We start from the raw sequence: 23549 nt of genomic DNA on the forward strand, positions 1-23549 counted from the left end.
GCGCAAGGCGCCGCCGCCACCCGGAACACGGGGACGTCAGGCGGTGCGGGAGACGTCCAGGAAGGACAGGCCCGTGACGGGGAGGGGCTTGAACCCGTCGAGCGCCGAGTCCTCCCACGCGCTGGGAAGCTTGCGGTGCAGCAGCGGGTACAGCGGGACCTCGTCGGAGAGGATGTCGAACACCTCGCCCCAGGTCTTCTTCTGCTGGGCGGCGTCCTGCTCGGCGGCGCCCTGGTCGAGCAGGCGCGTGACCTCCGCGAACTCGGGCGTGCTCGCCCAGCGGTAGCGCTTGACCGGCCAGACCGAGCCCGAGTACCACCAGCGCAGGAGCAGGTCGGGGTCGTTGCCGAAGACGGACGGGTCGCCGGGGGCCACCATGACCTCGAGCCCGCCGTCGTCGACCTTCTTGTACTGTCCGCCGGACTGGCCGATGTCCAGGGTCGTGGCGATCCCGACGGCGTCGAGGTCCTCCTTGATGAGCGGGGCGACGTCCTTGACCCAGCTCGTGTCGGTCGTCAGGAGCGTGATCGCCATGCTGCTCACGCCCGCGTCGGCGAGGAGCTTCTTGGCCTTGGCGGGGTCGTGCGAGTAGACCGTCGAGGCCTTGACGTACGACGGGTGCTCCTTGTGCAGGAAGCTGGTCGCGGCGGTCGCGTTGCCGAGCAGGCCCGTGCTGATGATCTTGTCCATGTCGAGCGCGTGGAAGAACGCCTGACGGACGCGCTTGTCGGTGAACGGCGCCTTGGAGCAGTCGAACATCATGAACAGCAGGCCGAACGACTGGACGGACTCGACGGTCACGGCGTTCGCGAGCCGGTCGGCGTCGAGGTAGGGCACGTCCTCGATGGCCTGGACGCGGCCCGACTCGACCGCGGTCACGCGGGCGGCGGCGTCGGAGAGCAGGTTCCACGTCATGGCCTTGGCGAGCGCCGGGCGGGAGCCGTTGTAGGCGTCGAAGCGCTCGAACGTGATCTTGTCGTCGACCGTCGCGCTCGTGAGCCTGTACGGGCCCGAGCCCACGGGCAGCGAGTCGTAGGCCTTGGGGTCGGCCTCGACGATCGCCTTCGGGACGATCTTGACGACCGAGACGCGGTCGACGAACAGCCCGAACGGGTAGTTGAGCGTGAACGTGACGGTCTTGTCGTCCTTGGCGGCGACCGAGGCGAGGAACGGCAGGAACTGCGAGTAGAGCGAGGCGTTCGCCGGGTCGAGGACGCGGTTGAAGCTGAAGACCACGTCGTCGGTCGTGACGGGGGAGCCGTCGTGGAACGTCGCGCCGTCGCGCAGCGTGACCTCCCAGGTGGTCTCGTCGATCTTCTTGGGCAGTTCCTTGCCGAGCGCGGCGTAGGGCGTGCGGGCTGCGGGGTCGAGCTCGACGAGTCCCTCGAGGACGTGCCAGTTGGCGGCCATGGTCACGGCGCCGGACGTCGTCATGGGGTCGAAGCCGGTCGACAGGGCGTAGGAGATGCCCGCCTCGATCGTGCCGTCGAGGTTGGGCTTGGCCCCGCCACCGGCGGGGGTGGTCTGCGGGTCGGCCGAGGTGGACGCGGGTCCGCCGCAGGCGGCGATCGTGCCTGCGATCACCGCTCCTGCGCCGATCACGCCGGCGAGCTTGAGGAAGCTCCGGCGAGAGGTGTCGGTCGCGTTCGTGCTAGTCGCCATCGAGGTAGCCATGAACTCTCCAGATATAGGACGTCTGATGTCTGACGCTGGTAGGGTTGAACCGTAGAGGCAATTTCTGAGGAGGTCAAGGCGCATGACAGCTACCGAGCCCGGGGGACATCTGGGCTTCGGAGGTCAGGGGGTGCGTCCCCCGACGACCACCGAACAGATCAAGGAGTACATCCTGCGGGCCCATCTGCGGCCCGGAGACCTGCTGCCGACCGAGGCCGAGCTCTGCTCGCTCCTCGGGGTCAGCAGGTCGAACGTCCGCGAGGCGATCAGGACCCTCGCGGCCCTCGACATCGTCGAGGTGCGCCACGGCTACGGCACCTACGTGGGCCAGCTCTCGCTCAAGCCGTTGGTCGAGGGGCTCGTGTTCCGCGGGGTGCTGATCCCGGGCGACGACTTCTCGGCGCTGCGCGAGGTGGTCGAGGTGCGTCAGGCGCTCGACCTGTCGATGGCCGAGCAGATCGTCACCGAGATGGCCGGGACGTCGAACCCCGACCTCGAGAGCCTCGTCGCCGCGATGGAGCGCAAGGCGCAGAAGGGCGAGGACTTCTTCGAGGAGGACCGCGAGTTCCACTCGCACCTGCTCGCGCACCTCGACAACTTCCTCGTCGCGCAGCTCGGCACCGCGTTCTGGGACGTGCACCAGGTGGTCTCGCCCAAGCTGGGCCTGCCGGCGCCCGAGCAGATCGACCTCACGGCGAAGGCGCACGGGGCGATGCTGCGGGCGGCCGAGGCGGGGGACGCCGACGCGTACCGGGCCGCGGTCGTCGCGCACTACGCCCCGCTCCAGGACGCGCTGCGCCACGTGGCCGCAGCGGTCGAGGCCGAGCGTGCGGCGGCCGCGAGCGCTGCGCGGACGGGGCGGGGCGGACGTCCTGTCGCGGCCGTCGAGGCGGGCACGGCGTGAGCCGCGCGGTGCTGGCACCGGGGTCGCGGGCCGTCCTGATCGGCGACTCGATCACGGACGCCGGCCGGCTCGCGGAGGGGGAGTTCGGGCTCGGGCACGGCTACGCGTCCCGGGTCGCCGGCGTGTGCGGGCGTCACGGGGTCGAGGTGCTCAACCGTGGCGTGAGCGGTCACCGGGTCGTGGACCTCCAAGCGAGGTGGGACGCGGACGTCCTCGCGCTCGAGCCCGACCTCGTGTCGATCAAGATCGGGATCAACGACACGTGGCGCCGGTACGACGCCGGGGACGTGACGAGCGCCGAGGCGTTCGAGGCCGGCTACCGCGACCTGCTCGACCGCACGAGGGTCGGTGCGCCGCAGGCGTCGATCGTCCTGGTCGAGCCCTTCCTGGTGCCGGTCCGCGCGGAGCAGTGGGGCTGGCGCGAGGACCTCGACCCCAAGATCCAGGTCGTGCGGCGGCTCGCGGGGGAGTACGGGCTGCCGCTCGTGGCGACCGACGGGCCGTTCGCGCAGGCCGTCGCGACGAGCGGGCTCGGCCCGCAGGCCTGGGCGTACGACGGAGTGCACCCCACCCCGGCGGGTCACGACCTGCTCGCGGAGGCGTGGACCGGCGTGGTGCGGCTGGGATGAGGGTGTCGCCCGGTCGGCGTGACGTCGTGCCGCGGTCGGGAGGGGCGCCTCCCGCATCCGGACGTGTGCAGTGCGCAACGCATGCGACGTCCGGTCTGGCGGACGCGCGGCCGAGGGGGGACACTGGTCCGTGAGTGCCCCTCGGGCACTCCCTGACCGTCGTCTTCCCGGACGCCCCCACGCTACGGACCGTGGGACCGGGACGAGGTACGGGATCTCCCCGCACTGCTCGCAGGGCGGGGGGACCGCATGAGGTGTGCGGGAGGAATGGGGCGTCGGTTGCCACTGGGGGCGGCCGACGCCTCCCGCACGTCCGGGGTCGTCCGGCGCGGTCGGTCACGGTCCGGATCCTGCGCGGTGCCCGACGACGTCGCACCGGTTCGCGCACCTGGCGGCGGTCTGGCGGTCGGGAGTCAGCGCCCGGTGCGGAGCGCGACCATCTCGTCGATCAGGGCGAGGAGCTCGTCGATCGAGCCGGCCTGGTCCTGGCTCGCGGCCGAGGGGGCCTCGCCGCTCGCGAAGTGCTCGCTGGCCTGGGCGTACAGGCCGTCGCCGATAAGCATGATCGCCCGGGTGAGGACGGGGTCGCCGACGACCTCGAGCACGGCGCCGGTCCAGGCGTCGTGGGCGTCGTCGAGCGCGGCACGGGCCTGCGGGTAACTGCCCTGGGCCAGCCGTGAGACGGCGACGTAGACGAGCTCGAAGCCGCTGTCCGAGTCGGCGGACGTCCGGATGAAGTAGTCGACGGGTCCGGCCGGCCACGAGCGCATGGTCTCGACGTCTGCGGCGGTCAGCTCGCGCAGGAGCCCCATGAGCCCCTCGGCGAGCGCGATCTTGGAACCGAAGTGATAGAGCAGGCCGCCCTTGGAGACACCGGCCTCCGCGGCGACGGCGTCGAGCGTGGCCGCGCGTTCTCCCTGAGTGACGAGCAGGGTGGCGAATGCCTCGAGGACCTTGGCGCGAGCGGCAGGGGGCGGCGGCATCTTGAAAGTGTACCGTCCGGTCGGTTACTGTACCGTCTGGACGGTTGGCAGTCCGGCGCCACAGCGCCGCCCCGACCGTCCTCGTACGTGAAAGGACTGCTCCCGTGACTCTCGTCCAGGACAACCGGACGCCCCGGGACCCGCACGGCCCCCAGGGCGCCTCGACCACCCCCGCGACCTCCGGCGCGCCGCTGACCCGCAACCGCCGGTGGATCGCGCTCGCCGTGCTCATGCTCCCCGTGCTGCTCGTCTCGATCGACAACACGGTCCTCACCTTCGCGCTGCCGCAGATCTCCGAGGCGCTGCGACCCACAGGGACCCAGCTGCTGTGGATGATCGACATCTACCCGCTCGTGCTCGCCGGGCTGCTCGTCTCGATGGGCTCGTTCGCCGACCGCATCGGGCGCCGCAGGCTGCTGCTGATCGGGGCCGTCGGCTTCGCCGCGATCTCGGTCGTCGCGGCCTACGCGCCCAGCGCCGAGGCGCTCGTCGCGTCGCGCGCAGGGCTCGGGTTCTTCGGCGCCATGATCATGCCGCCGACGCTCTCGCTGCTGCGCAACATCTTCACCGACCGCGAGGAGCGCCGGCTCGCGATCGCGATCTGGGCCGCGGGCTTCGCGGCCGGCAACGCGATCGGCCCGATCGCGGGCGGCTTCCTGCTCGAGCACTCGTGGTGGGGCTCGGTCTTCCTGCTCGCGGTTCCCGTGCTGCTCCTCCTCCTGGTCCTGGCGCCGATCTTCGTGCCGGAGTCGAAGGATGCGAACCCCGGCCGGGTCGACGTCCTGTCGATCGTGCTCTCGATGGCGACCATGGCGCCGATCGTGCTCGGCATCAAGACCCTCGCCAAGTCCGGGCCCAGCGCGCTCGCCGTGGGTGCGCTCGTCCTCGGGGTCGTCGCCGGGTGGGTGTTCGTGCGTCGCCAGCTCGGGCGGCCCGACCCCATGATCGACGTGCGCCTGTTCCGCCGGGGCGAGTTCTCGGGTGCGGTCGTGATCAACCTCTTGTCCGTGTTCTCGCTCGTGGGCTTCCTGTTCTTCGTGTCGCAGGACGTCCAGCTCGTGATCGGACTGAGCCCCATGAAGGCCGGCTACGCGCTGCTGCCGGGGCTGGCCGCGATGATCGTCGCGGGCCTGCTCGTCGTGCGGGTCGTGCGCAGGGTCCGACCGTCGTACGTGGTCGCGGTCGCGCTGCTGTTCGCGGCGGCGGGCTACGCGATCGTGGCCCTGAGCGCGGGTGCGAGCACGCTCATGGTGCTCGTCGTCGCGTTCGTGGTCCTCGCGATCGGGATCGGCGCGGCCGAGACCGTGTCGAACGACCTGATCGTCTCGGCCGTCCCGGCCGACAAGGCCGGGGCCGCCTCGGCGATCTCGGAGACCGCGTACGAGGTCGGCGCCGTGCTCGGCACGGCCGTCCTCGGCAGCATCCTCACGGCGTCCTACCACCGCAACGTCGTCGTGCCCGACGGCGTCCCGGTCGCGGACGCGGCCGCAGCCGCCGAGACCCTCGGGGGCGCGACACAGGTCGCCGAGACCCTGCCGGCCGACCAGGCCCAGGCTCTGCTGGCCTCGGCGCACGAGGCCTTCGGCAGCGGTGTGGGGACGACGTCGTGGATCGGCTTCGGCCTCATGCTGGTGGCGGCCACGATCGCCCTCGTGGCGCTGCGCTCCGCGCGGGCGTGACATTCACCCGGATGCCGGCGAGCGTGCCCGCTGGCATCCGGGTGGCGGATCGGGAAGGGTGAGAGGTGATGAATCGCCCCCGTACCACCCCGCCCCGCTGGGTCCGACGCGCGCTGGTCGGGCTCGCGCTCCTCGTCCCCTGCGTCGTCTTCGGCGTGACCACCGCGACGGCCGACCTCAGCCTCGGTCCCCACGAGGCGCGGTACGAGGTGACGACCGACAGCCTCGTCGTGGTCGACCTGGGGCCGCTCGGCACGCTCGAGATCGACTCGCCGCTGCCGGCCGGGCTGGGAGCCCGGATCACGGTCGAGGAGATCCCTGCGGACCTCACGGCGTTCGACCAGGCCACCACGATCGCCGCGCTCAGCCAGGACCTGCAGGGGTACCTGCAGTTCTTCAGCGGCCCGCAGACCACGATCGACCAGGTCGCCCGTGCGCTCGTGGTCGACGCGCTGGCCCGCACGGGCCTGGCGATGCTCGTCGTCGCAGCGGGCGGCGCCGGTCTCTACCTCCTGCTCGGTCGCGGCCGACGCGTCGAGATCTCCGACGCCCTCGTCCCGCGGACCTGGGAGCTCACCGCGGGCGTCCTCGTCGTCTCGCTCGTCGTCGGCGTGGTCTCGGCGTCGGGCGAGGAGCCCGCGCAGACGGACTCGCGTCCCGCGTCCGCGGTCTTCGAAGGCACCCCGCTCGAGGGCGCCCGGATCACGGGACGGCTCGCCGGCGTCGTCGACACCTACGGCGGCCAGCTCCTGAACGCCTACCGGGACAACGAGAAGTTCTACGCGGGAGCGAACGACGCGCTCGTGGCCGCGTGGGACGAGCGGGACGTGCTCGAGGAGGCCGCGGCCGCCCAGGCAGAGGCCGAGGCGCAGGCCGCGCGGGACGCGGCTGCCGAGCCCCCGGCGGAAGGGGACCTCGGGGTGGACGGTCTCGCAGACGACCCTGCCGGTGCGCAGGGCGAGGGTGCGGACCCTACCGGGGAGACGCCGTCGGGCAGCGCGGCCGAAGCGACCGGCGGGGAGACCGACGACCCGGCACGCCGCCCCGGCACCCCCGGGGCGACCGAGGCGCCGTCCGCGACTCCCGAGGACGAGCTCGTCTCGATGCTGGTCGTCTCCGACCTGCACTGCAACACCGGCATGACCCCGCTCATCAAGACCGCGGGTGTCCGGTCGGGGGCGGACATCGTCCTCAACGCGGGCGACACGACCATGAACGGGACGAGCGTCGAGCAGTTCTGCGTGAACTCCTTCATCTCCGCCGTGCCCGACGGCGCCACGATGGTCGTCGCGGACGGGAACCACGACAGCGTCGAGACCTCGGCGCAGGAGCGCCGGCGGGGGGTCAAGATCCTCGACGGCGACGTGATCGAGGTCGACGGCGTCCGCATCCTCGGCGACCGCGACGCGCTCGAGACGCGGATCGGGGCGGGCTCCAAGGCGGCCCGGCCCGAGACCCCGACCGAGCAGGCGGAGAGGCTCGCCGAGACCGCGTGCTCGGCGAAGGACGGCGTCGACCTGCTCCTCATCCACACCCCGCGCATCGGGAACGAGTCCCTCGAGTCGGGGTGCGTCCCGCTCCAGGTCTCGGGCCACACGCACCGGCGCAAGGGGCCCGAGCAGTTCGGGCTCGGCATCCGCTACGTCAGCGCGAGCACCGCGGGTGCAGAGTCCGGCGAGCCGACGGTCGGGCCCCTCAAGGGAGTCGCCGAGATGACGGTCCTGCGTTTCGACCCGGTCGCCCGGGAGTTCGTCGACTGGCAGCTCGTGCAGGTCTTCCCCGACGGCAGCGCCCAGGTCGCGGCGCGCGAGCCGTTCCCCGTGCCGGCGTCCGAGGAGGTCCTCGAGGGCGTCGACGGCACCGAGGGCACCGAGGGCACAGACGGGGGCGTCGTTCCCGACGGCACCGAGGAGGGGGACGGCTCGGGCGACGGGAGCGATGGTGAGGGCGCCGGGGCGCCCGGGCAGGACCAGGGCGCCGTCGTGCCGGACGCCCTGATCGTCGGTGCCGGGCCCTCGGCGAGCGGGCGGAGGTGAGGGACCCGTGAGCGATCCCGCCGGACCGGGTGAATCGGACCCTCGAGGTCCGGACGGTCGTGAGCGGCACGGCAGAATACGGGGCATGAGCAGAGGTGCCCGGTGGATCCTCGTCGCGGTCGTCGCGGCGCTGGTGATCGTGCTCGCCGGGCCGTACGTCGTGACCCGCATCTCCGCGGGCAACCCGCCGCCTCCGCTGGGCCTGCAGACGCCGGGGGAGAGCGCCCCGCCGTCGGAGTCGCCCGACCCAGGGCCCTTCGACCCGGACGGCACGTGGGTCGTGAGTCCCGGCTCGCAGGCCGGGTACCGGGTCGACGAGGTTCTCAGCGGTGAGAAGGGCACGGTCGTGGGCCGTACCGAGGCGGTCGGCGGCTCGCTCGTGGTCACCGACGGCGAGCTCGTCCGGGCCGACGTCACGGTGGACACGGCATCGATCGCGAGCGACAGCGTGGTGCGTGACGACGCGTTCCGGCGCCTCCTCGAGACCGACGTCTTCCCCAACGCGGTGTTCATCCTCACCGAGCCGGTCGACCTCGCGGGGATCGAGAACCGGGGAGAGCCCCTGACGGTCAAGGCCCGGGGAACCCTCACGATCCGCGACGTGACCGAACCCGTGACCGTGACGCTCGAGGCGCGGCGCTCGGGCGACGGGGTCCAGGTCAGCGGGGCCATCCCGGTGACGTTCGCCGACTACGGGGTGCACGTGCCGGAGCTGCCGTTCGTGACGCTCGACCCGACGGGCACCGTCGAGATGCTGCTCCAGCTCGAACGCGGTGCGCCCGCGCAGACTCCCGCGCCCTGAACCGCCTCCCGGCATCGTCCGGCCGGGCGTCCCCGTCCGCATCCCGCGGGAAGCGGACCCGTGCTCGACCCTCACCCCCGGGTACTCGACGCGGAGCCTCGTCCATGGTTAAAGTTCGGTATGCCGAACTTTCGACTTCGCACAGGGGTGAAACCCCTCCTCGGAGGACTCGTCGCACTGCTCCTCGCCACGGGGTGCGCGGTCGACCTCGCCCAGGGCGAACCCGGGCCCGAGGAGAGCCTCGTCGGGGGGGCGAGCGACGCCGTCGGGCGGCTGGAGGTGCTGACCACCTTCACCGTCCTCGCCGACATGGCCCGCGAGGTCGGCGGGGACCACGTCGAGGTCGCGTCCCTGACCAAGGTCGGTGCCGAGATCCACGGCTACGAGCCCACGCCCGCGGACCTGCGCCGCGCCGCGAGCGCGGACCTGGTCCTCGACAACGGGCTCGGGCTCGAGAAGTGGTTCGAGCCTTTCGTCGCGCGGCTCGACGCCCCGCACGTCACGGTCTCCGAGGGTGTCGACGTGATCGAGATCGGCTCCGGGGCGTACGACGGGCGCCCCAACCCGCACGCCTGGATGTCACCCGTCAACGGCGCGATCTACGCGCACAACATCGGCGAGGCCTTCGCGGCGGCGGACCCGGCGAACGCAGCCGACTACCGTGCGAACGCCGCCGACTATGCCGAGCGCATCGAGGCCGTGGGCCGTGAGCTCGCGGCCGAGGTCGACCAGGTCCCGGCCGGCTCCCGCGCGCTCGTCACGTGCGAGGGGGCCTTCTCCTACCTGGCGCGCGACGTCGGGCTCGACGAGAGGTTCCTGTGGCCCGTCAACGCCGACCAGCAGGGCACGCCGCAGCAGGTCGCGCGCGTCATCGACTACGTCCGGGAGAACGAGGTGCGCGCCGTGTTCTGCGAGACCACGGTCTCGGCCGCAGCCCAGCGGCAGGTCGCGGCGGAGACGGGCGCGACGTACGCGGGCACGCTCTACGTCGACTCGCTGTCCCGGCCCGACGGCGCCGTCCCCACCTATCTCGACCTGCTCGCCCACGACGCGCGCGTCATCGGCGCGGGACTGCGGGGCGGGTCGTGACGAGCGCTCGCCGGGCGACCGTGGGGGAGACCCCCGGTCCGGCCACCGGCCGAACAACCGGCCGAGCAACCGGCCGAACCACCACCCGACCCGACCTCCCGGAGCCGCACATGGACCCCACGCCCGCCCTCGCCGTCCACGGTCTCACCGTCCGGTACCGCGAGGTCCTCGCGCTCGAGGACGTCGGCCTGTCGCTCGCTCCCGGCACCGTGACCGGGCTGATCGGGGCGAACGGCTCGGGCAAGTCGACCCTGTTCCGCTCCGTCATGGGCATGACGCGCGGCAACGGCGTGACCCAGGCCGGGGACGTGCGGATCTACGGCCACGACGCGGACGCGGCGCGCAAGGACGGGCTCGTCGGCTACGTTCCGCAGTCCGAGGACGTCGACTGGGCGTTCCCGGTCGACGTGCGCGACGTCGTGTCCATGGGGCGCTACGGGGGGCTCGGGCCGACGCGCCGGGCGCGGGCCGAGGACCGCCGGGCCGTGGCCGACGCCCTGGAGCGCGTGGGGCTCGCGGACCTCGCGCACCGTCAGATCGGTCGGCTGTCCGGGGGGCAGCGCAAGCGGGTCTTCGTCGCCCGCGCGATCGCCCAGGGCGCGCGGCTGCTGCTGCTCGACGAGCCGTTCGCCGGGGTAGACAAGGTCTCGGAGGCGCAGATCACCGCCGTGCTGAGGAGCCTGGCGGCGGCCGGTTGCGCCGTCCTGGTCTCGACGCACGACCTGTCCTCCCTGCCGGACCTCGTCGACGACGCGATCCTGCTCCAGCGCCGCGTCATCATGACCGGTCCACCCGACGTGGTGCTGCGCCCCGAGAACCTGGCCCGCACGTTCGGGATCGACCCTCTCGCGGCGAGCCGGGGCTCCGCGACGACCGAAGGAGCCGCCCGATGAACCCGCTGGACCTGCTCTCTGCCGCGGGGACGTGGCTCGCTGCGCCCCTCGAGTACGAGTTCGTGCAGCGCGCGCTGCTCGTCGCGGTCGTCGCGAGCATCGTGTGCGCGCTCCTGAGCTGCTGGCTCATCATGATCGGCTGGTCGCTGCTCGGGGACGCGGTCTCGCACGCCGTGCTGCCGGGCGTCGTGCTGTCCTACATCGTCGGCGTGCCGTTCGCGGTGGGCGCGCTCGTGTTCGGGATCGGGGCGGTCGCGCTGATCGGCACGGTCCGGGACACGAGCCGGCTCAAGGAGGACGCGGCGATCGGCGTGGTCTTCACGACGCTGTTCGCGATCGGGATCGTGCTCGTCTCGGTCACACCGAGCCAGATCGACCTGGGCCACATCCTGTTCGGCAACATGCTCGGCATCACCGACACGGACCTGTGGCAGGTCGTGGTGCTCGGCGCGCTGACGACCGTGGTGCTCGTGCTCAAGCGGCGGGACCTGACGCTCTTCGCGTTCGACCCCGTGCACGCGCACGCGGTCGGCATCTCGCCGCGCCGGTTGTCCGCGCTGCTGCTCGGCTCGCTCGCGCTGACCGTGGTGGTCGCGCTCCAGGCGGTCGGCGTCGTCCTCGTCGTGGCCCTGGTCATCACGCCGGGGGCCACGGCCTACCTCCTGGTCGACCGCATGTCCCGCATGCTCGTGGTCGCGCCGCTCGTCGCGGTGGGCTGCGCGGTCGTCGGGATCTACGCGAGCTACTACCTCGACACCGCGAGCGCCGCGACGATCGTGGTGGCGCAGGGCGTGGTGTTCGCGGTCGCGTACGTGGTGCACCTGGCCCGCCGCCCGCGCGTGCAGGCCGCAGGCCCGACGGCGGAGCGCGAGCCCGTGGAGCTGGTCGCCGGGTGAGGGGCCGGGGCGGGGCGCGGGCTGCCGGGGGCCGACGCGTGCCCGGGTGTCCGTGCCTCGGTCCGCCCGGCCCCGTGGAGGGCCGTGAAATAGAGTGAGCGCCGTGGACCATCCCCTCGACCTGACCTCCGTCGCCCAGGACTACCTCAAGGTGGTGTGGTCGGCGCAGGAGTGGTCCGACGAGCCCGTGACCACCAAGCTCCTCGCGGACCGGCTGGGGGTCGGGGCCTCGACCGTCTCGGAGACCGTGCGTCGCCTGTCCTCGCAGGGCCTGCTGGTGCACGCCCGCTACGGCGCGATCGAGCTCACGGACCTGGGGCGTTCCCACGCGGTCGCGATGGTCCGGCGGCACCGCATCCTCGAGACGTACCTGGTCTCGGAGCTGGGGTACTCGTGGGACGAGGTGCACGACGAGGCCGAGGTCCTGGAGCACGCGGTGTCCGACCTCATGCTCGACCGCATCGACGCGTTGCTCGGACACCCGACGCGCGACCCGCACGGTGACCCGATCCCGACGGCGTCGGGCCACGTCCCGCGACCGGCGGCGGTCCGGCTCTCGGAGCTCGACGCGGGGGCGTGCGCGGTCGTCGCGCGGATCTCCGACTCGGACCCGGACGTGCTGCGGTACCTCGCCGAGCTGGGTCTGGGGCTCGACGCCGAGGTCTGCGTGCAGGAGAGGCGCGAGTACGCGGGCACCATGGCCATCACGTGGGGGAGCGACGAGAGCCCGGTGCACCTGGGGCTCCCGGCGGCGTCCCGCGTGTGGGTCGTGCCGCAGCCCCTCGCCGCGGGCCACGCCCCGGTCTAGACTGACGTTCTCCCCGCAGCACGCTGCCGACGGTGTCAGCGAACGGTTCGAATCGATTCGATCCGCAGTAGTCCGTCCCTGAACACCCTCGAAAGGGTCCGCCTTGACCGTCGACAGCACCAGCCTGCCCGGCCCGACCGACACCCACGCCGACGCGCCCGCCCCGGGCGCGCGACGTCGTCGGGCAGGCGGCGGCGCAGCCCGCGGCACCCGCGCCACCGGGCTCGCGCTGCTCGCGCTCGCCGCGGGCGGCTTCACGATCGGCACGACCGAGTTCGCGACCATGGGCCTGCTGCCCGACATCGCCGACGCGTTCGACGCCTCCATCCCGCTCACCGGGCACGCCATCACGGCCTACGCCGTGGGCGTCGTCGTCGGCGCACCCCTGCTGACCGTGCTCGCGGCGCGCGTCTCGCGCAAGAAGCTGCTCATCGCGCTCATGCTCGCCTACACGCTCGGCAACGTGCTCTCGGCAGCGGCCCCCAGCATCGAGGGGCTCATCGCGGGCCGCTTCCTCGCAGGCCTGCCGCACGGGGCGTTCTTCGGGGTCGGCGCCGCGGTCGGCGCCGCCGTCGCCGGGCCCGGGCGCCGCGGCCACGCCGTGGCCATGATGATGACCGGCCTCACGATCGCGAACGTCGTGGGCGTGCCGCTGTCGACGTTCGCGGGCCAGCAGCTCGGTTGGCGTGCCGCGTTCGTGCTCATCGGCGTCCTGGGCGGCATCACGCTCGCGGCCCTGTGGCGCTGGGTCCCCGCCGGCGCGGGCGACACCGGGTCGAGCGTGAGCCAGGAGGTCGCCGCGCTGAGGAACGGCCCGCTGTGGATCAGCTTCGTGGGCGGCGCGATCGGCTTCGGCGGCATGTTCGCCGTCTACTCCTACGTCGCGCCCACCATGACCGAGGTCACGGGCCTCGCGCTCGGCGTCGTGCCCGTGGTCCTCGCGATCTTCGGCCTCGGCATGACGCTCGGGACGATCGTCGGCGGACGGCTCGCCGACAAGGACGTCCTGCGCACCGTGTGGATCGGGTTCGGCTCGACGGCCCTCGCCCTCGTCGCGTTCGCGCTCACGGGCCAGAGCCCGGTCCCGGCCGTCGCGTCCCTGTTCCTGCTGGGCGTGACGTCGCAGATCCTGGGTCTCGCGCTCCAGACCCGGCTCATGGACCTCTCTCCCGGCGCGCCGTCGCTCGGGGCGGCGCTGTGCCACTCGGCGCTCAACGTCGGCAACGCCAACGGTGCGTTCCTCGGCGGCCTCGTCATCGCCGCCGGCTGGGGCTACCTCGACCTCGCGTGGACCGGCCTGGCACTCACGCTCGCCGGCCTCGCGATCATCGCCCTGTTCGGGCGCCAGCGCGTCGTGCACGCCCGTCAGGACGCGCACGCGGAGCCGTCGCGGGCCGGCAGCGCCTGATCCGGCTCGACCCTCCCCGGAGGGTCGAGCCGTCGCACCCGTGGGGGACGCCTCAGGCGTTGAGGCCCAGCCCCTTGCGGCCCTTCGCGAAGTAGGCGATCGGACCCACCCAGTTCGCGAGCATCGCCACGCCCCACGCGAGCTTCGGGCCCTCGACCTCGTCGGCGGACCGCCTGGCCAGGTCGCGGTAGCCCGCGACCGTGAGCGAGACCTGCACGATCGAGGCCACCACCATCAACGCCTTCTTGCGACCGCTGAACTCGCTCCACGACTTCTTGTGCGCCATGAACATCCCTCCCGTGTCGGTACGTCAACCTGTCCCCACGACGCTACGCGTGCTCCATCCCGGGCGCGCGGCGCGGGCCCACGAGCCGCGCGTACGTGGTGCTTTCAGCCAAGCCTCAGAGATCGCCGGTACCTTGGGCCCACCTGTGTGCCGGAAGTGCACACGCAGACCCTTCAGGAGCGGTTCGTGAGCGAGAGCCCCACCCGTCCTTCCCGCACCGGGCGCGCCCCGGGCACGCCCGGCGACTCCGCCGACCTCCGCACCCCGGACGAGGGGGGAGGCCTCGGCGTCCCCGACGCCAAGAACCTGACCCCTCGCGCGTTCGGGTGGGTGCTCCTGGTCGCCGGCGCGGTCGGGCTGGTCGGTGCGGCCTGGCTCGCGATCGAGCGCTACCTCAAGCTCATCGACCCGAACCACGTCGCGGCGTGCTCCCTCAACCCGTTCCTCGACTGCGGCCCCGCCATGGCCTCGTGGCAGGGGGCGCTCCTCGGGTTCCCCAACCCGTTCCTCGGCGTCGCCGCCTTCCCCGTGGTCATGACGATCGGTGTCGTGGTCCTCACCGGCGCCCGCCTGCCCCGCTGGTTCTGGCTCACCATGCTCGCCGTCACGACCGTCGCCATGGGCCTCATCGTGTTCCTCGTGTGGACCAGCCTGTACGTGCTCGTCGTGCTCTGCCCGTTCTGCATGGTCGTGTGGGCCGCGATGCTGCCGATCTTCTGGTTCCAGGTGGTGCACGCCGTCCAGGAGGGGTACCTCAAGGTCTCCGAGGGGGTGCGCCGCGTGATCGTCGACAACAAGGGGACGCTCCTCGCCGTGCTCTACGTGCTCCTCGTGGCCTGGGTCTTCCTCGAGATGGGTCCCACGATCGTCGAGTACCTGCAGACCGTCTGACCGGCACCCGGTCCCCACCCGTCGGCCCGGTCCACCCGTCCACCCGTCCGCCCGGACCCGACCCGGGCGGACGGAGCCCTCGGCGGCGCAGGTGTGCGGCGCCGTCGGGCCGGGCGGGACGCGGGCGTCCAGCCCGCGCCCGCCTGCCGGACGAGGCCGCGCCGAACGGTAAACTCGCCGGGTGAGCACGCCTGAGAACCCCGCCCCCGAGAACCCCGCCGAGTCCGTGCACCCCGCCCCCGCGGCCTCGCTCGAGACGACCTCCCACCGCTACACGCCCGCCCTCGCGCAGGACATCGAGCTCCGGTGGCAGGACGCGTGGGAGGAGCGCGGCACGTTCTGGGCGGCCAACCCCTCGGGGCACCTCACCGACGGCGACGGCAAGCACGCCGACGGGCGCTCGCCCTACTTCATCATGGACATGTTCCCGTACCCCTCGGGCGCGGGCCTGCACGTGGGTCACCCGCTCGGGTACATCGCGACGGACGTCGTCGGGCGCTTCCGGCGCATGTGCGGCGACAACGTCCTGCACGCCCTCGGCTACGACGCGTTCGGCCTGCCCGCCGAGCAGTTCGCGGTGCAGACCGGCCAGCACCCGCGCGTCACGACCGAGGCCAACATGGCCAACATGAAGCGCCAGCTGCGCCGCCTGGGCCTGGGGCACGACTCGCGCCGCTCGTTCGCGACGATCGACCCCGAGTACGTCCGCTGGACCCAGTGGATCTTCCTGCAGATCTTCGAGGCCTGGTACGACGAGGACGCCGTGCGCCCCGACGGCGGCACGGGCCGCGCACGCCCCATCACCGAGCTCGAGGCCGAGTACGCCGCCGGCACGCGGGCCGTCCCCGGCCACCCCGAGGGCACCCGCTGGGCGGACCTCGACCGCGTCGCGCAGCGCGCCGTGATCGACCCGCAGCGCCTGGCCTACGTGTCCGAGTCGCCCGTGAACTGGGCGCCCGGCCTGGGCACCGTGCTCGCCAACGAGGAGGTCACGTCCGACGGTCGCTCCGAGCGCGGCAACTTCCCCGTCTTCCAGCGCAGCCTGCGCCAGTGGAACATGCGCATCACGGCGTACGCCGACCGCCTGGCCGACGACCTGGACCTCATCGACTGGCCCGAGAAGGTCAAGTCGATGCAGCGCAACTGGATCGGCCGCAGCGAGGGCGCGAACGTGCGCTTCGCGATCGACGGCCTGGGGGCCGCCGGCAGCCAGGACGTCGAGGTCTTCACGACGCGCCCCGACACGCTGTTCGGTGCGACGTTCCTGGTCGTCTCGCCCGAGCACCCCCTGCTCGACGAGGTCCCCGCCGAGTGGCCCGACGGCACGCGCGCCGCATGGACCGGTGGCCACGCGACCCCGATCGACGCCGTCGCCGCCTACCGCAAGGAGGCCGCGGCCAAGACCGCGGTCGAGCGCCAGGCCGACGCGGGCAAGAAGACCGGTGTCTTCACGGGTCACCTCGCGGTGAACCCCGTCAACGCCGCGCTCATCCCGGTGTTCACCGCGGACTACGTCCTCATGGGCTACGGCACGGGCGCCATCATGGCCGTCCCCGGCGGCGACGAGCGCGACCACGCGTTCGCCGAGGCCTTCGAGCTGCCCGTGGTCCACACCATCGCGGTCCCCGCAGACCACGAGGGCGCCTGGACCGGCGACGGCGAGATCGTCAACTCGTCCAACGACGAGATCTCGCTCGACGGCCTGAACGTGGCCGACGCCAAGCGCGCCATGATCGAGTGGCTCGAGGCCAAGGGCATCGGCACGGGCACCGTGACCTACCGCCTGCGCGACTGGCTCTTCAGCCGCCAGCGCTACTGGGGCGAGCCGTTCCCCATCGTCTACGACGAGAACGACCAGCCCATCGCGCTGCCCGACTCGCTGCTGCCCGTCAACCTGCCCGAGGTCCCCGACTACTCGCCGCGCACCTACGAGCCCGACGACGCCGACTCCTCGCCCGAGCCGCCGCTCGGCCGCAACGAGGACTGGGTCAACGTCACGCTCGACCTGGGCGACGGCCCCAAGACCTACCGTCGCGACACCAACACCATGCCCAACTGGGCCGGGTCGTGCTGGTACTACCTGCGCTACCTCGACCCCGCGGACACCGAGCACATGGCCTCCCCGGAGCTCGAGAAGTACTGGACCGGCCCCGGGCACAACGCCACGGCCGGACCCGCGGGCGGCGTCGACCTGTACGTGGGCGGCGTCGAGCACGCCGTGCTGCACCTGCTCTACGCGCGCTTCTGGCACAAGGTTCTCCTGGACCTCGGGCACGTGACCAGCACCGAGCCGTTCCACAAGCTCTTCAACCAGGGCTACGTGCAGGCCTACGCCTACACCGACTCGCGCGGAGCGTACGTGCCGGCGGAAGAGGTCGTCGAAGAGAACAGCGGCGATGAGGTCCGCTACCTGTGGAAGGGCGAGCCCGTCGAGCGCGAGTACGGGAAGATGGGCAAGTCGCTCAAGAACGTCGTGACGCCCGACGACATGTACGAGGCCTACGGCGCCGACACGTTCCGCGTGTACGAGATGTCCATGGGGCCGCTCGACCTGTCGCGCCCCTGGGACACGCGCGCCGTCGTCGGCTCGCAGCGCTTCCTGCAGCGGCTGTGGCGCAACGTCGTCAGCGAGGACACGGGCGAGACGACCGTCTCGGACCAGCCCGCCGAGGTCGCGACCCTGCGCCTGGTCCACCGGACGATCGCGGACGTGCGCGTCGAGATGGAGCACATGCGCTCCAACACGGCGATCGCCAAGCTCATCGCGCTCAACAACCACCTCACGGGGCTGGACCGCGTGCCGCGCGAGGCGATCGAGCCGCTGATCCTCATGGTGGCCCCCATCGCCCCGCACATCGCGGAGGAGCTGTGGTCCCGCCTGGGCCACCCGCGGTCGCTGGCCCACGAGCCCTTCCCGGTCGCGCTCGACGAGTACCTGGTCGAGGACACCGTGACGTGCGTCGTGCAGGTCCAGGGCAAGGTGCGCAGCCGGCTCGAGGTCCCGCCGTCGATCGGCGAGGACGAGCTGCGTGAGCTGGCACTGGCGGACGCGAACGTGCAGCGCACGCTCGACGGGCGGGGGATCCGCACGGTCATCGTCCGCGCCCCGAAGCTCGTGAACGTGGTCCCTGCCTGACGTCGTCCTCGTACCGCCGCTGAGGGCGGAGCTCTCTCGCGAGAGCTCCGCCCTCAGCGGCGTCGGGTCGGGTCGTCAGCGGATGACCATCCACTCGCTGATCTGCGAGATCCCCTTGCCGACCGGCTCCAGCCGGAGCTGTCCCGTCACCGCGACGCTCCCGGGGGTCCGGAGGGACACGTACTTCCACGCGGACGTCGCCGAGCGCCCGTCGATCGTCCCCAGGTGCGTGCTGCCGAGATGGACGGCCATGACGCCCGCGGTCGGCCCGGTCTTGACCCGGAGGCGGACGATGCGCCCGGTCTGCACCTCGTACGACCGCGCCACGATGCCTCCCTGGTAGACGGAGGCGACGATCTGCGGTCCCGACATCCCGGTCGAACCCGACGTGACGTGGGCCTGGAGGAACTGCACGCTCGACGCGACGTTGGTGCAGACCATGGTCGACCAGTCGCCGACGTTCCCGGCCTTGTCACGCGCTCGCACGCGGAAGCACGCCTGGTCGCCGAGCAGCAGGTCCACCTGCACCCGGGTCGCCGTCGTGGTCTTCCAGGACGGACCAGGGCTGGTCCAACCGGACAAGGCGCCGTCCCGGCCGAGGGTGCGGCGCAGCTGAACCTCGTACGACGCGACGCCCACGTCGTCGGCGCCGGCGAAGGAGAAGGCCACCGGAACCGTGGCGTCGACCGCGCCGGACGGGTTCTGTGCGGCGGAGACCGAGAAGTACCGGGGCACGGTCGCGGACGTGATCGTGGGGAGCGTGCCGTCGACGAGCGAGCAGCGCGAGGAGGAGTACGCGCTCAGGTTCCCCGCCAGGTCGCGCACCCGCACGGCGAAGCACACGGTGTCCCCGGGCGCGGCGGAGACCGCGAAGGTGGTCGCCGTGGTCTGCTGACCGTCCCGGGGGTACTGGTACGGGCCGGGCACCCCGCCACGCGGGGTGACCCGGTAGCGCACGTCGGACGATCCGATGCCCCCCGCGTCGGTGGCGCTCCACGTGAGGGCCGGCCTCCCCGTGCCCCCGACGGCCCGGACCGTCGCCGGGGCGGACGCCTTGACCACGGGTGCCGTGCCGTCCACGTCGGAGCACCGCTCGGCCGACCACGCCCCGACGTTGCCCGCACGGTCGACCGCTCGCGCCGAGAAGCACGTGCGCGAACCTGCGAGAGCCGTCACGACTCGGGCCGTCCCGGTGTTCCCGCTGTTCTCGGCCACGTAGGGGCCGAAAGTGGTGGAGCCGGCCGGTCGCGAACGGTATCTCACCTCGTTCCTGTCAATCCCGCTCGCCAGGAACACGGGGTCGGTGTCAGGGTCGACGCTGGTGAGATGGACCGTCACCTCCAGGGTCGTGGAGACCGCGTCCGTGCTCACGGTCGTCGTGGGGGCGGTGACGTCCGTCCGGTCGGCTCCTGCCGCGGTCCACTGCGTGAAGTCGACGACGCGTACGGTGCCCGCACCGTCGACGTAGGCCGCGGCGCGTCGGGAGTCGTCGAGGTCGATCCCGGGGAGGCTGCTCGTCCCGAGGACCCGACGGGAGCCGTCGAGGATCGAGATCGCGACGAGATCGCTCGTCTCCGCGCCAGGGCGACGTTCGAGGCCGAGGACGAGCCCGGCTGCGGCCGACGGGTCGGTGAGCGGAGCGGGCCCGGCAGCGAGCCGCACCGGGCGGTACGCATCGGCCTGGTCGAGGGCGTAGACGCCCTCCGGGCACGCCACGACCAACCATCGTCCGCCGAGGTCCTGGGTGGCAGCTGCTCCCGCCTCGCACGTGATACCGCGCCCGAGGGTGTCCGTCCAGGGGTCGACGTCCGACACGACCTTGAATCCCCCCAGCAGCCTGGCTGCTCGCGTGCCGTCGACGACGAGGGTGGTCGCCGGCATCCCCGTCAGCACCGGCGAGACGGCGGCGCCGCTGACCGACTGCTGGACCTGCACCCCGGACGGGGCCGCGGGAACCGACACGAACGAGCCGGAGCCACCGAGCCGGGAGCCCGCGGGGACGTCGCGCTTCCCGCCGCCGTCCGCACGCCAGGTGAGGACGTCCACCCCTCGTCCGGGGTCGTGGGTGTGGACGACGTCGCCCTCGGCGGCGACGAGCGACCCGGTCAGGGGCTGGGACCCCCATGCGTCCGACCAGGTCGGCGGGGTCCCTTCCGGGACTCGCGGGGACGTCAGGATCTTCGGACCGGTCGGGCTCTGCACCTCGACGACGACCGAGGTGTCCGTCAGGGCGACGCGACGCACGGGGCCGGGGAGACCCGGTGTGCTCTCCTCGCTCGCCGCGGCGTCGACGGCCACCGGGTCCGGGTCGGGGGGTGCGGCCGCGGCGGGTGCTCCGGCCGGTGAGAGGAGCGCCAGGGCGAGCAGCACGGTGACGAGCCGTTGCCGCACCCGGCGGACGGGGGACGGAAGGTGTGACGACAAGGTGCTCCCCTGGTGGAATCCGCGTCGAGCGTCCTCGCGCGACGCGCCCGAGTGTAGCGCCATGTCAAGGGCACGACGCCCGGTGCCGGGCGGGTCAGCGACGGCGCGTCCCGAACACCGTGCGCGTGATCTCGCGACCGAGCTGCGTCGCCATCGACCCCAGGAGCTTGTCGAGGCCCGACGACGCGCTCGACTTCCGGGGCGCTGTCCGGGACCCGCCCTCGGAGCGCGCCGCGTCCCGTTCGAGCTTGGCGCGCATCTTCTCGAGCTCGTCGGCCTGCTTCTTGGCAGCCTTGTCGGCCTCCTTCTGTGCCGCCTCCTGCTCCTTGGCCTGTCTCTCGGCGAGCTCCGCCTGCTCGGCCGCGGCGTGCTGCGCGGCGATGCGCGCGGTCAGCAGCTCGTACGCCGACTCGTTGTCGACCGCCACGCCGTACCGCGTGGCGAGCGGCGAGCCCGCGACGATCGCGTCGACCACGGCCTCCGGTGCGGGTTCCATCGAGGACTGCGGTGCACGCACCCGGGTCCACGCGACCGGTGTCGGGGCGCCCTTCTCGGTCAGCACCGTGACCACGGCCTCGCCCGTCCCGAGCGACTGCAGCAGCTGCTCCAGGTCGTAGGGTGACCGCGGGAACGTCCGCACGGCCGCGCGCAGGGCCGCGGCGTCGTCGGGTGTGAAGGCGCGCAGCGCGTGCTGGACCCGGTTGCCGAGCTGGGCCAGGACGTCGGCGGGCACGTCCTTGGGACTCTGCGTCACGAAGAACACGCCCACGCCCTTGGACCGGATGAGGCGCACGGTCTGCACGACCTGCGCCACGAACTCCTTGGTCGCGCCCGTGAACAGCAGGTGCGCCTCGTCGAAGAAGAACACGAGCCGGGGCTTGTCGAGGTCGCCGACCTCGGGCAGGTCCTGGTACAGGTCGGCGAGCAGCCACATGAGGAACGTCGAGAAGAGCGCGGGACGGTCCTGGACGGCGGGCAGCTCGAGCGCCGAGATCGTGCCGCGCCCGTCGGCCGCGACGCGCAGCAGCTCGGTCGTGTCGAACGCGGGCTCGCCGAAGAACACGTCCGCCCCCTGCGCCTGGAGCGTCACGATCTCGCGCAGGATCACACCAGCCGTGGCGGCGGACAGCCCGCCGATGCCCCTGAGCTCGGCCTTGCCCTCGTCCGAGGTGAGGTACGCGATGGTCGACTGCAGGTCCTTGAGGTCGAGCAGCGCGAGTCCCTGCGTGTCCGCCCAGTGGAAGATGAGCCCCAGGCTCGACTCCTGCGTGTCGTTGAGCCCCAGCACCTTGGACAGCAGCAGCGGCCCGAAGTCGCTCACGGTCGTGCGGACCGGGACGCCCTTGCCGAGCCCGCCGAGCGAGTAGAACTCGACCGGGTACGTGGTCGGCTCCCAGTCCTGCCCGATGCTCGCGGTGCGCTCGAGGATCTTCTCCCCGCTCGCGCCGGGTACCGCGAGCCCCGACAGGTCGCCCTTGACGTCCGCGACGAACGTCGGCACGCCCGCGCCCGAGAGTCCCTCGGCCATGCCCTGCAGCGTCTTGGTCTTGCCCGTCCCGGTGGCCCCGGCGACCAGCCCGTGGCGGTTGAGCATCGCGAGCGAGAACCCGACCTGGACGTCGGGGCGCGGCACGGGGTCGCCGCCTGCCGTGCCCGGCGCCTCGAGCAGCGCACCGAGCGCGAGCGTGCCGCCGCGGTAGGCATAGCCTGCGGCGACCTCTGCGGGGTAGCCGCCCAGAGGGCCCGACGGAGGAACCTGCGCGGGAGGTGCGGCTGCCGGAGCAGGATCTGGCGTGCCCGACGGCGCCGCGTCGGCCGGTGCGTCGCGCACCTCGGCGCCGGGTCGGGCGGGCGAGTCCGCGCCGGTGTTCCCTGCCGTCGCGGCCTCGGCGGCCTCGAGCGCGGCCTGTGGCGCGGCGGCCTTGGCCTCGGCCGCCTCGGCTGCCGCCTGCGCGGCGGCTGCCTTCAGGGCGGCGAGCTCTGCGGGGGAGGGGGCTGCGTCGTCGGGCATGTCTCGGATACTAGGGCGGTGTCCCGGGGAGCGCGCGGCGCAGGATGCGACGCCCTGCGCACGCCACGTAAGGTGTCCCGAAGATGAGTCCTGCGAAGCCCCCGGCCGTCCACGTCGTCACGGACTCGACCGCCTCCCTCCCCTCCGGTGACCTCCCGGCGCTGTCCGTGGTGCCCCTGCACGTGCTCGCCGGGGACGAGGTGTTCCTCGAGGGGATCGACGTGTCGCCCGACGACGTCGCGCACCGGATCGGTGCCGGCCAGCGGGTGACGACGTCGCAGCCGACACCGCACGCCCTGGTCACGGCCTACGAGGCGGCGGCGCGGGCCGGTGCGCGGTCGATCGTCTCGATCCACCTGTCGGGCGACCTGTCGGGCACGGTGCACGCGGCCGCGCTCGCGGCGACGCGCTCACCGGTGCCTGTGCGGGTCGTGGACTCGCGGACCGTCGCGATGGGCCTCGGGTTCGCCGCGCTCGCGGCGGCCGAGGTCGCGGCGTCCGGCGGGCCGGTCGACGAGGTGGCCCGCCGCGCGATCGCGGTCGCGGACTCGAGCCGCGCGATCTTCATGGTCGAGTCGCTCGACCACCTGCGCCGTGGCGGCCGCCTGGGCGTCGCGGCCGCGACCCTCGGCTCGGTCCTCGGCGTCCGGCCGCTGCTCGCGGTGCGCGACGGGCGTATCGAGGTGATCCAGAAGGTCCGGACGCGCGGTGCGGCGGTCGACCGGCTGATCCAGGTCGCGGTCGACTCGGTCGAGCGTCGGTCCGATCCCGAGCTCGCGGTGCACTACCTGGGCGACGACGGCGCGGCGAGGGACGTGGCCGACCGGCTGTGGGACGAGACCGGCGTGCGGGCCGAGGTCACCCCCGTGAGCGCGGTCGTCGGGGCCCATGCTGGACCGGGTGTGCTGGCGATCGTCGTGGCGGACCGCGCACCGTAGGTCGTTCCTCGCGGCCAGCCGTGCACAGGTCGGGCTGCGGTGCATCGTGTCCACAGCACCGG

The 23549-nt window shown here is 72.7% G+C and carries 18 protein-coding genes; 13 read left to right on the plus strand and 5 right to left on the minus strand.

The genetic code is table 11. The features are described 5' to 3' along the window. Positions 1-36: 36 nt before the first annotated feature. Positions 37-1662, minus strand: a complete 1626-nt coding sequence (locus ACFRCR_RS00370; RefSeq protein WP_377674492.1) for an ABC transporter substrate-binding protein — start codon at positions 1660-1662, stop codon at positions 37-39. Positions 1663-1756: 94 nt separating this feature from the next. Between ACFRCR_RS00370 and ACFRCR_RS00375 the strand changes: the two genes are divergently transcribed. Together ACFRCR_RS00375 and ACFRCR_RS00380 are read left to right on the plus strand one after the other, a co-directional pair. Next, positions 1757-2578, plus strand: coding sequence for a FadR/GntR family transcriptional regulator (locus ACFRCR_RS00375; protein WP_377674494.1), 822 nt, complete (start codon positions 1757-1759; stop codon positions 2576-2578). Next, positions 2575-3207, plus strand: coding sequence for an SGNH/GDSL hydrolase family protein (locus tag ACFRCR_RS00380; protein ID WP_377674496.1), 633 nt, complete (start codon positions 2575-2577; stop codon positions 3205-3207). The genes ACFRCR_RS00375 and ACFRCR_RS00380 overlap by 4 nt, the downstream gene beginning before the upstream one ends. 413 nt (positions 3208-3620) lie before the next feature. Here the strand turns inward: ACFRCR_RS00380 and ACFRCR_RS00385 are convergent, their stop codons facing one another. Then, on the minus strand, positions 3621-4190 hold the full coding sequence (locus ACFRCR_RS00385) for a TetR/AcrR family transcriptional regulator (protein WP_377674498.1): 570 nt from the start codon (positions 4188-4190) through the stop codon (positions 3621-3623). Positions 4191-4294: 104 nt separating this feature from the next. Here ACFRCR_RS00385 and ACFRCR_RS00390 point away from each other — a divergent pair, with 104 nt between their 5' ends. From ACFRCR_RS00390 to ACFRCR_RS00425, 8 genes are all read left to right on the plus strand, one after another. Next, the gene (locus tag ACFRCR_RS00390) at positions 4295-5869 is read left to right on the plus strand and encodes an MFS transporter (protein WP_377674500.1); all 1575 of its coding nucleotides are present in this window, start codon (positions 4295-4297) and stop codon (positions 5867-5869) included. Between the two features lie 68 nt (positions 5870-5937). Then, the gene (locus ACFRCR_RS00395; RefSeq protein WP_377674502.1) at positions 5938-7905 is read left to right on the plus strand and encodes a metallophosphoesterase family protein; all 1968 of its coding nucleotides are present in this window, start codon (positions 5938-5940) and stop codon (positions 7903-7905) included. Positions 7906-7990: 85 nt separating this feature from the next. Continuing rightward, on the plus strand, positions 7991-8707 hold the full coding sequence (locus ACFRCR_RS00400; RefSeq protein WP_377674504.1) for a YceI family protein: 717 nt from the start codon (positions 7991-7993) through the stop codon (positions 8705-8707). A 120-nt stretch (positions 8708-8827) separates the two neighbouring features. Continuing rightward, positions 8828-9796: a metal ABC transporter substrate-binding protein gene (locus ACFRCR_RS00405; RefSeq protein ID WP_377674506.1), complete on the plus strand. Its 969-nt coding sequence runs from the start codon at positions 8828-8830 to the stop codon at positions 9794-9796. A 110-nt stretch (positions 9797-9906) separates the two neighbouring features. Continuing rightward, positions 9907-10689 carry a metal ABC transporter ATP-binding protein gene (locus tag ACFRCR_RS00410; protein WP_377674508.1) on the plus strand — a complete coding sequence of 261 codons (783 nt, stop codon included), beginning with the start codon at positions 9907-9909 and terminating at the stop codon, positions 10687-10689. Further along, positions 10686-11585, plus strand: coding sequence for a metal ABC transporter permease (locus tag ACFRCR_RS00415; protein WP_377674510.1), 900 nt, complete (start codon positions 10686-10688; stop codon positions 11583-11585). Before ACFRCR_RS00410 ends, ACFRCR_RS00415 begins: the two co-directional genes overlap by 4 nt. 103 nt (positions 11586-11688) lie before the next feature. Beyond that, on the plus strand, positions 11689-12393 hold the full coding sequence (locus ACFRCR_RS00420; protein WP_377674512.1) for a metal-dependent transcriptional regulator: 705 nt from the start codon (positions 11689-11691) through the stop codon (positions 12391-12393). 103 nt (positions 12394-12496) lie between these two features. After that, positions 12497-13801: an MFS transporter gene (locus ACFRCR_RS00425; RefSeq protein WP_377674514.1), complete on the plus strand. Its 1305-nt coding sequence runs from the start codon at positions 12497-12499 to the stop codon at positions 13799-13801. A 52-nt stretch (positions 13802-13853) separates the two neighbouring features. Here ACFRCR_RS00425 and ACFRCR_RS00430 read toward each other — a convergent pair whose 3' ends face one another. Further along, a complete protein-coding gene (locus tag ACFRCR_RS00430) occupies positions 13854-14087 on the minus strand; it encodes a PLDc N-terminal domain-containing protein (RefSeq protein WP_377674516.1) in 234 nt (77 codons plus the stop codon). Positions 14088-14273: 186 nt separating this feature from the next. On the opposite strand from ACFRCR_RS00430, the gene ACFRCR_RS00435 reads away from it, so the two are divergent. Then, a complete protein-coding gene (locus tag ACFRCR_RS00435; protein ID WP_377674518.1) occupies positions 14274-14978 on the plus strand; it encodes a vitamin K epoxide reductase family protein in 705 nt (234 codons plus the stop codon). Positions 14979-15204: 226 nt separating this feature from the next. Next, a complete protein-coding gene (gene leuS / locus ACFRCR_RS00440) occupies positions 15205-18114 on the plus strand; it encodes a leucine--tRNA ligase (protein WP_377674568.1) in 2910 nt (969 codons plus the stop codon). Between the two features lie 75 nt (positions 18115-18189). Here leuS and ACFRCR_RS00445 read toward each other — a convergent pair whose 3' ends face one another. Together ACFRCR_RS00445 and ACFRCR_RS00450 are read right to left on the minus strand one after the other, a co-directional pair. Then, a complete protein-coding gene (locus ACFRCR_RS00445) occupies positions 18190-20538 on the minus strand; it encodes a hypothetical protein (protein WP_377674520.1) in 2349 nt (782 codons plus the stop codon). A 94-nt stretch (positions 20539-20632) separates the two neighbouring features. Beyond that, entirely contained in the window at positions 20633-22549 is a 1917-nt protein-coding gene (locus ACFRCR_RS00450) for a helicase HerA-like domain-containing protein (RefSeq protein ID WP_377674522.1), read from the minus strand. Between the two features lie 83 nt (positions 22550-22632). Here ACFRCR_RS00450 and ACFRCR_RS00455 point away from each other — a divergent pair, with 83 nt between their 5' ends. Beyond that, the gene (locus tag ACFRCR_RS00455; protein WP_377674524.1) at positions 22633-23487 is read left to right on the plus strand and encodes a DegV family protein; all 855 of its coding nucleotides are present in this window, start codon (positions 22633-22635) and stop codon (positions 23485-23487) included. The last annotated feature ends 62 nt before the right edge of the window (positions 23488-23549 follow it).

Origin of the sequence: Oerskovia sp. NPDC056781 (genome assembly GCF_042789955.1) — a bacterium.
In the GTDB taxonomy this organism is placed as follows: domain Bacteria; phylum Actinomycetota; class Actinomycetes; order Actinomycetales; family Cellulomonadaceae; genus Oerskovia; species Oerskovia rustica.

Coding starts and splice junctions, on each gene's coding strand:
- ACFRCR_RS00375 (WP_377674494.1), top strand. CDS start 1,757: ATGACAGCTACCGAGCCCGGGGGACATCTGGGCTTCGGAGGTCAGGGG.
- ACFRCR_RS00395 (WP_377674502.1), top strand. CDS start 5,938: ATGAATCGCCCCCGTACCACCCCGCCCCGCTGGGTCCGACGCGCGCTG.
- ACFRCR_RS00370 (WP_377674492.1), bottom strand. CDS start 1,662: ATGGCGACTAGCACGAACGCGACCGACACCTCTCGCCGGAGCTTCCTC.
- ACFRCR_RS00455 (WP_377674524.1), top strand. CDS start 22,633: ATGAGTCCTGCGAAGCCCCCGGCCGTCCACGTCGTCACGGACTCGACC.
- ACFRCR_RS00415 (WP_377674510.1), top strand. CDS start 10,686: ATGAACCCGCTGGACCTGCTCTCTGCCGCGGGGACGTGGCTCGCTGCG.
- ACFRCR_RS00450 (WP_377674522.1), bottom strand. CDS start 22,549: ATGCCCGACGACGCAGCCCCCTCCCCCGCAGAGCTCGCCGCCCTGAAG.
- ACFRCR_RS00400 (WP_377674504.1), top strand. CDS start 7,991: ATGAGCAGAGGTGCCCGGTGGATCCTCGTCGCGGTCGTCGCGGCGCTG.
- ACFRCR_RS00430 (WP_377674516.1), bottom strand. CDS start 14,087: ATGGCGCACAAGAAGTCGTGGAGCGAGTTCAGCGGTCGCAAGAAGGCG.
- ACFRCR_RS00405 (WP_377674506.1), top strand. CDS start 8,828: ATGCCGAACTTTCGACTTCGCACAGGGGTGAAACCCCTCCTCGGAGGA.
- ACFRCR_RS00385 (WP_377674498.1), bottom strand. CDS start 4,190: ATGCCGCCGCCCCCTGCCGCTCGCGCCAAGGTCCTCGAGGCATTCGCC.
- ACFRCR_RS00410 (WP_377674508.1), top strand. CDS start 9,907: ATGGACCCCACGCCCGCCCTCGCCGTCCACGGTCTCACCGTCCGGTAC.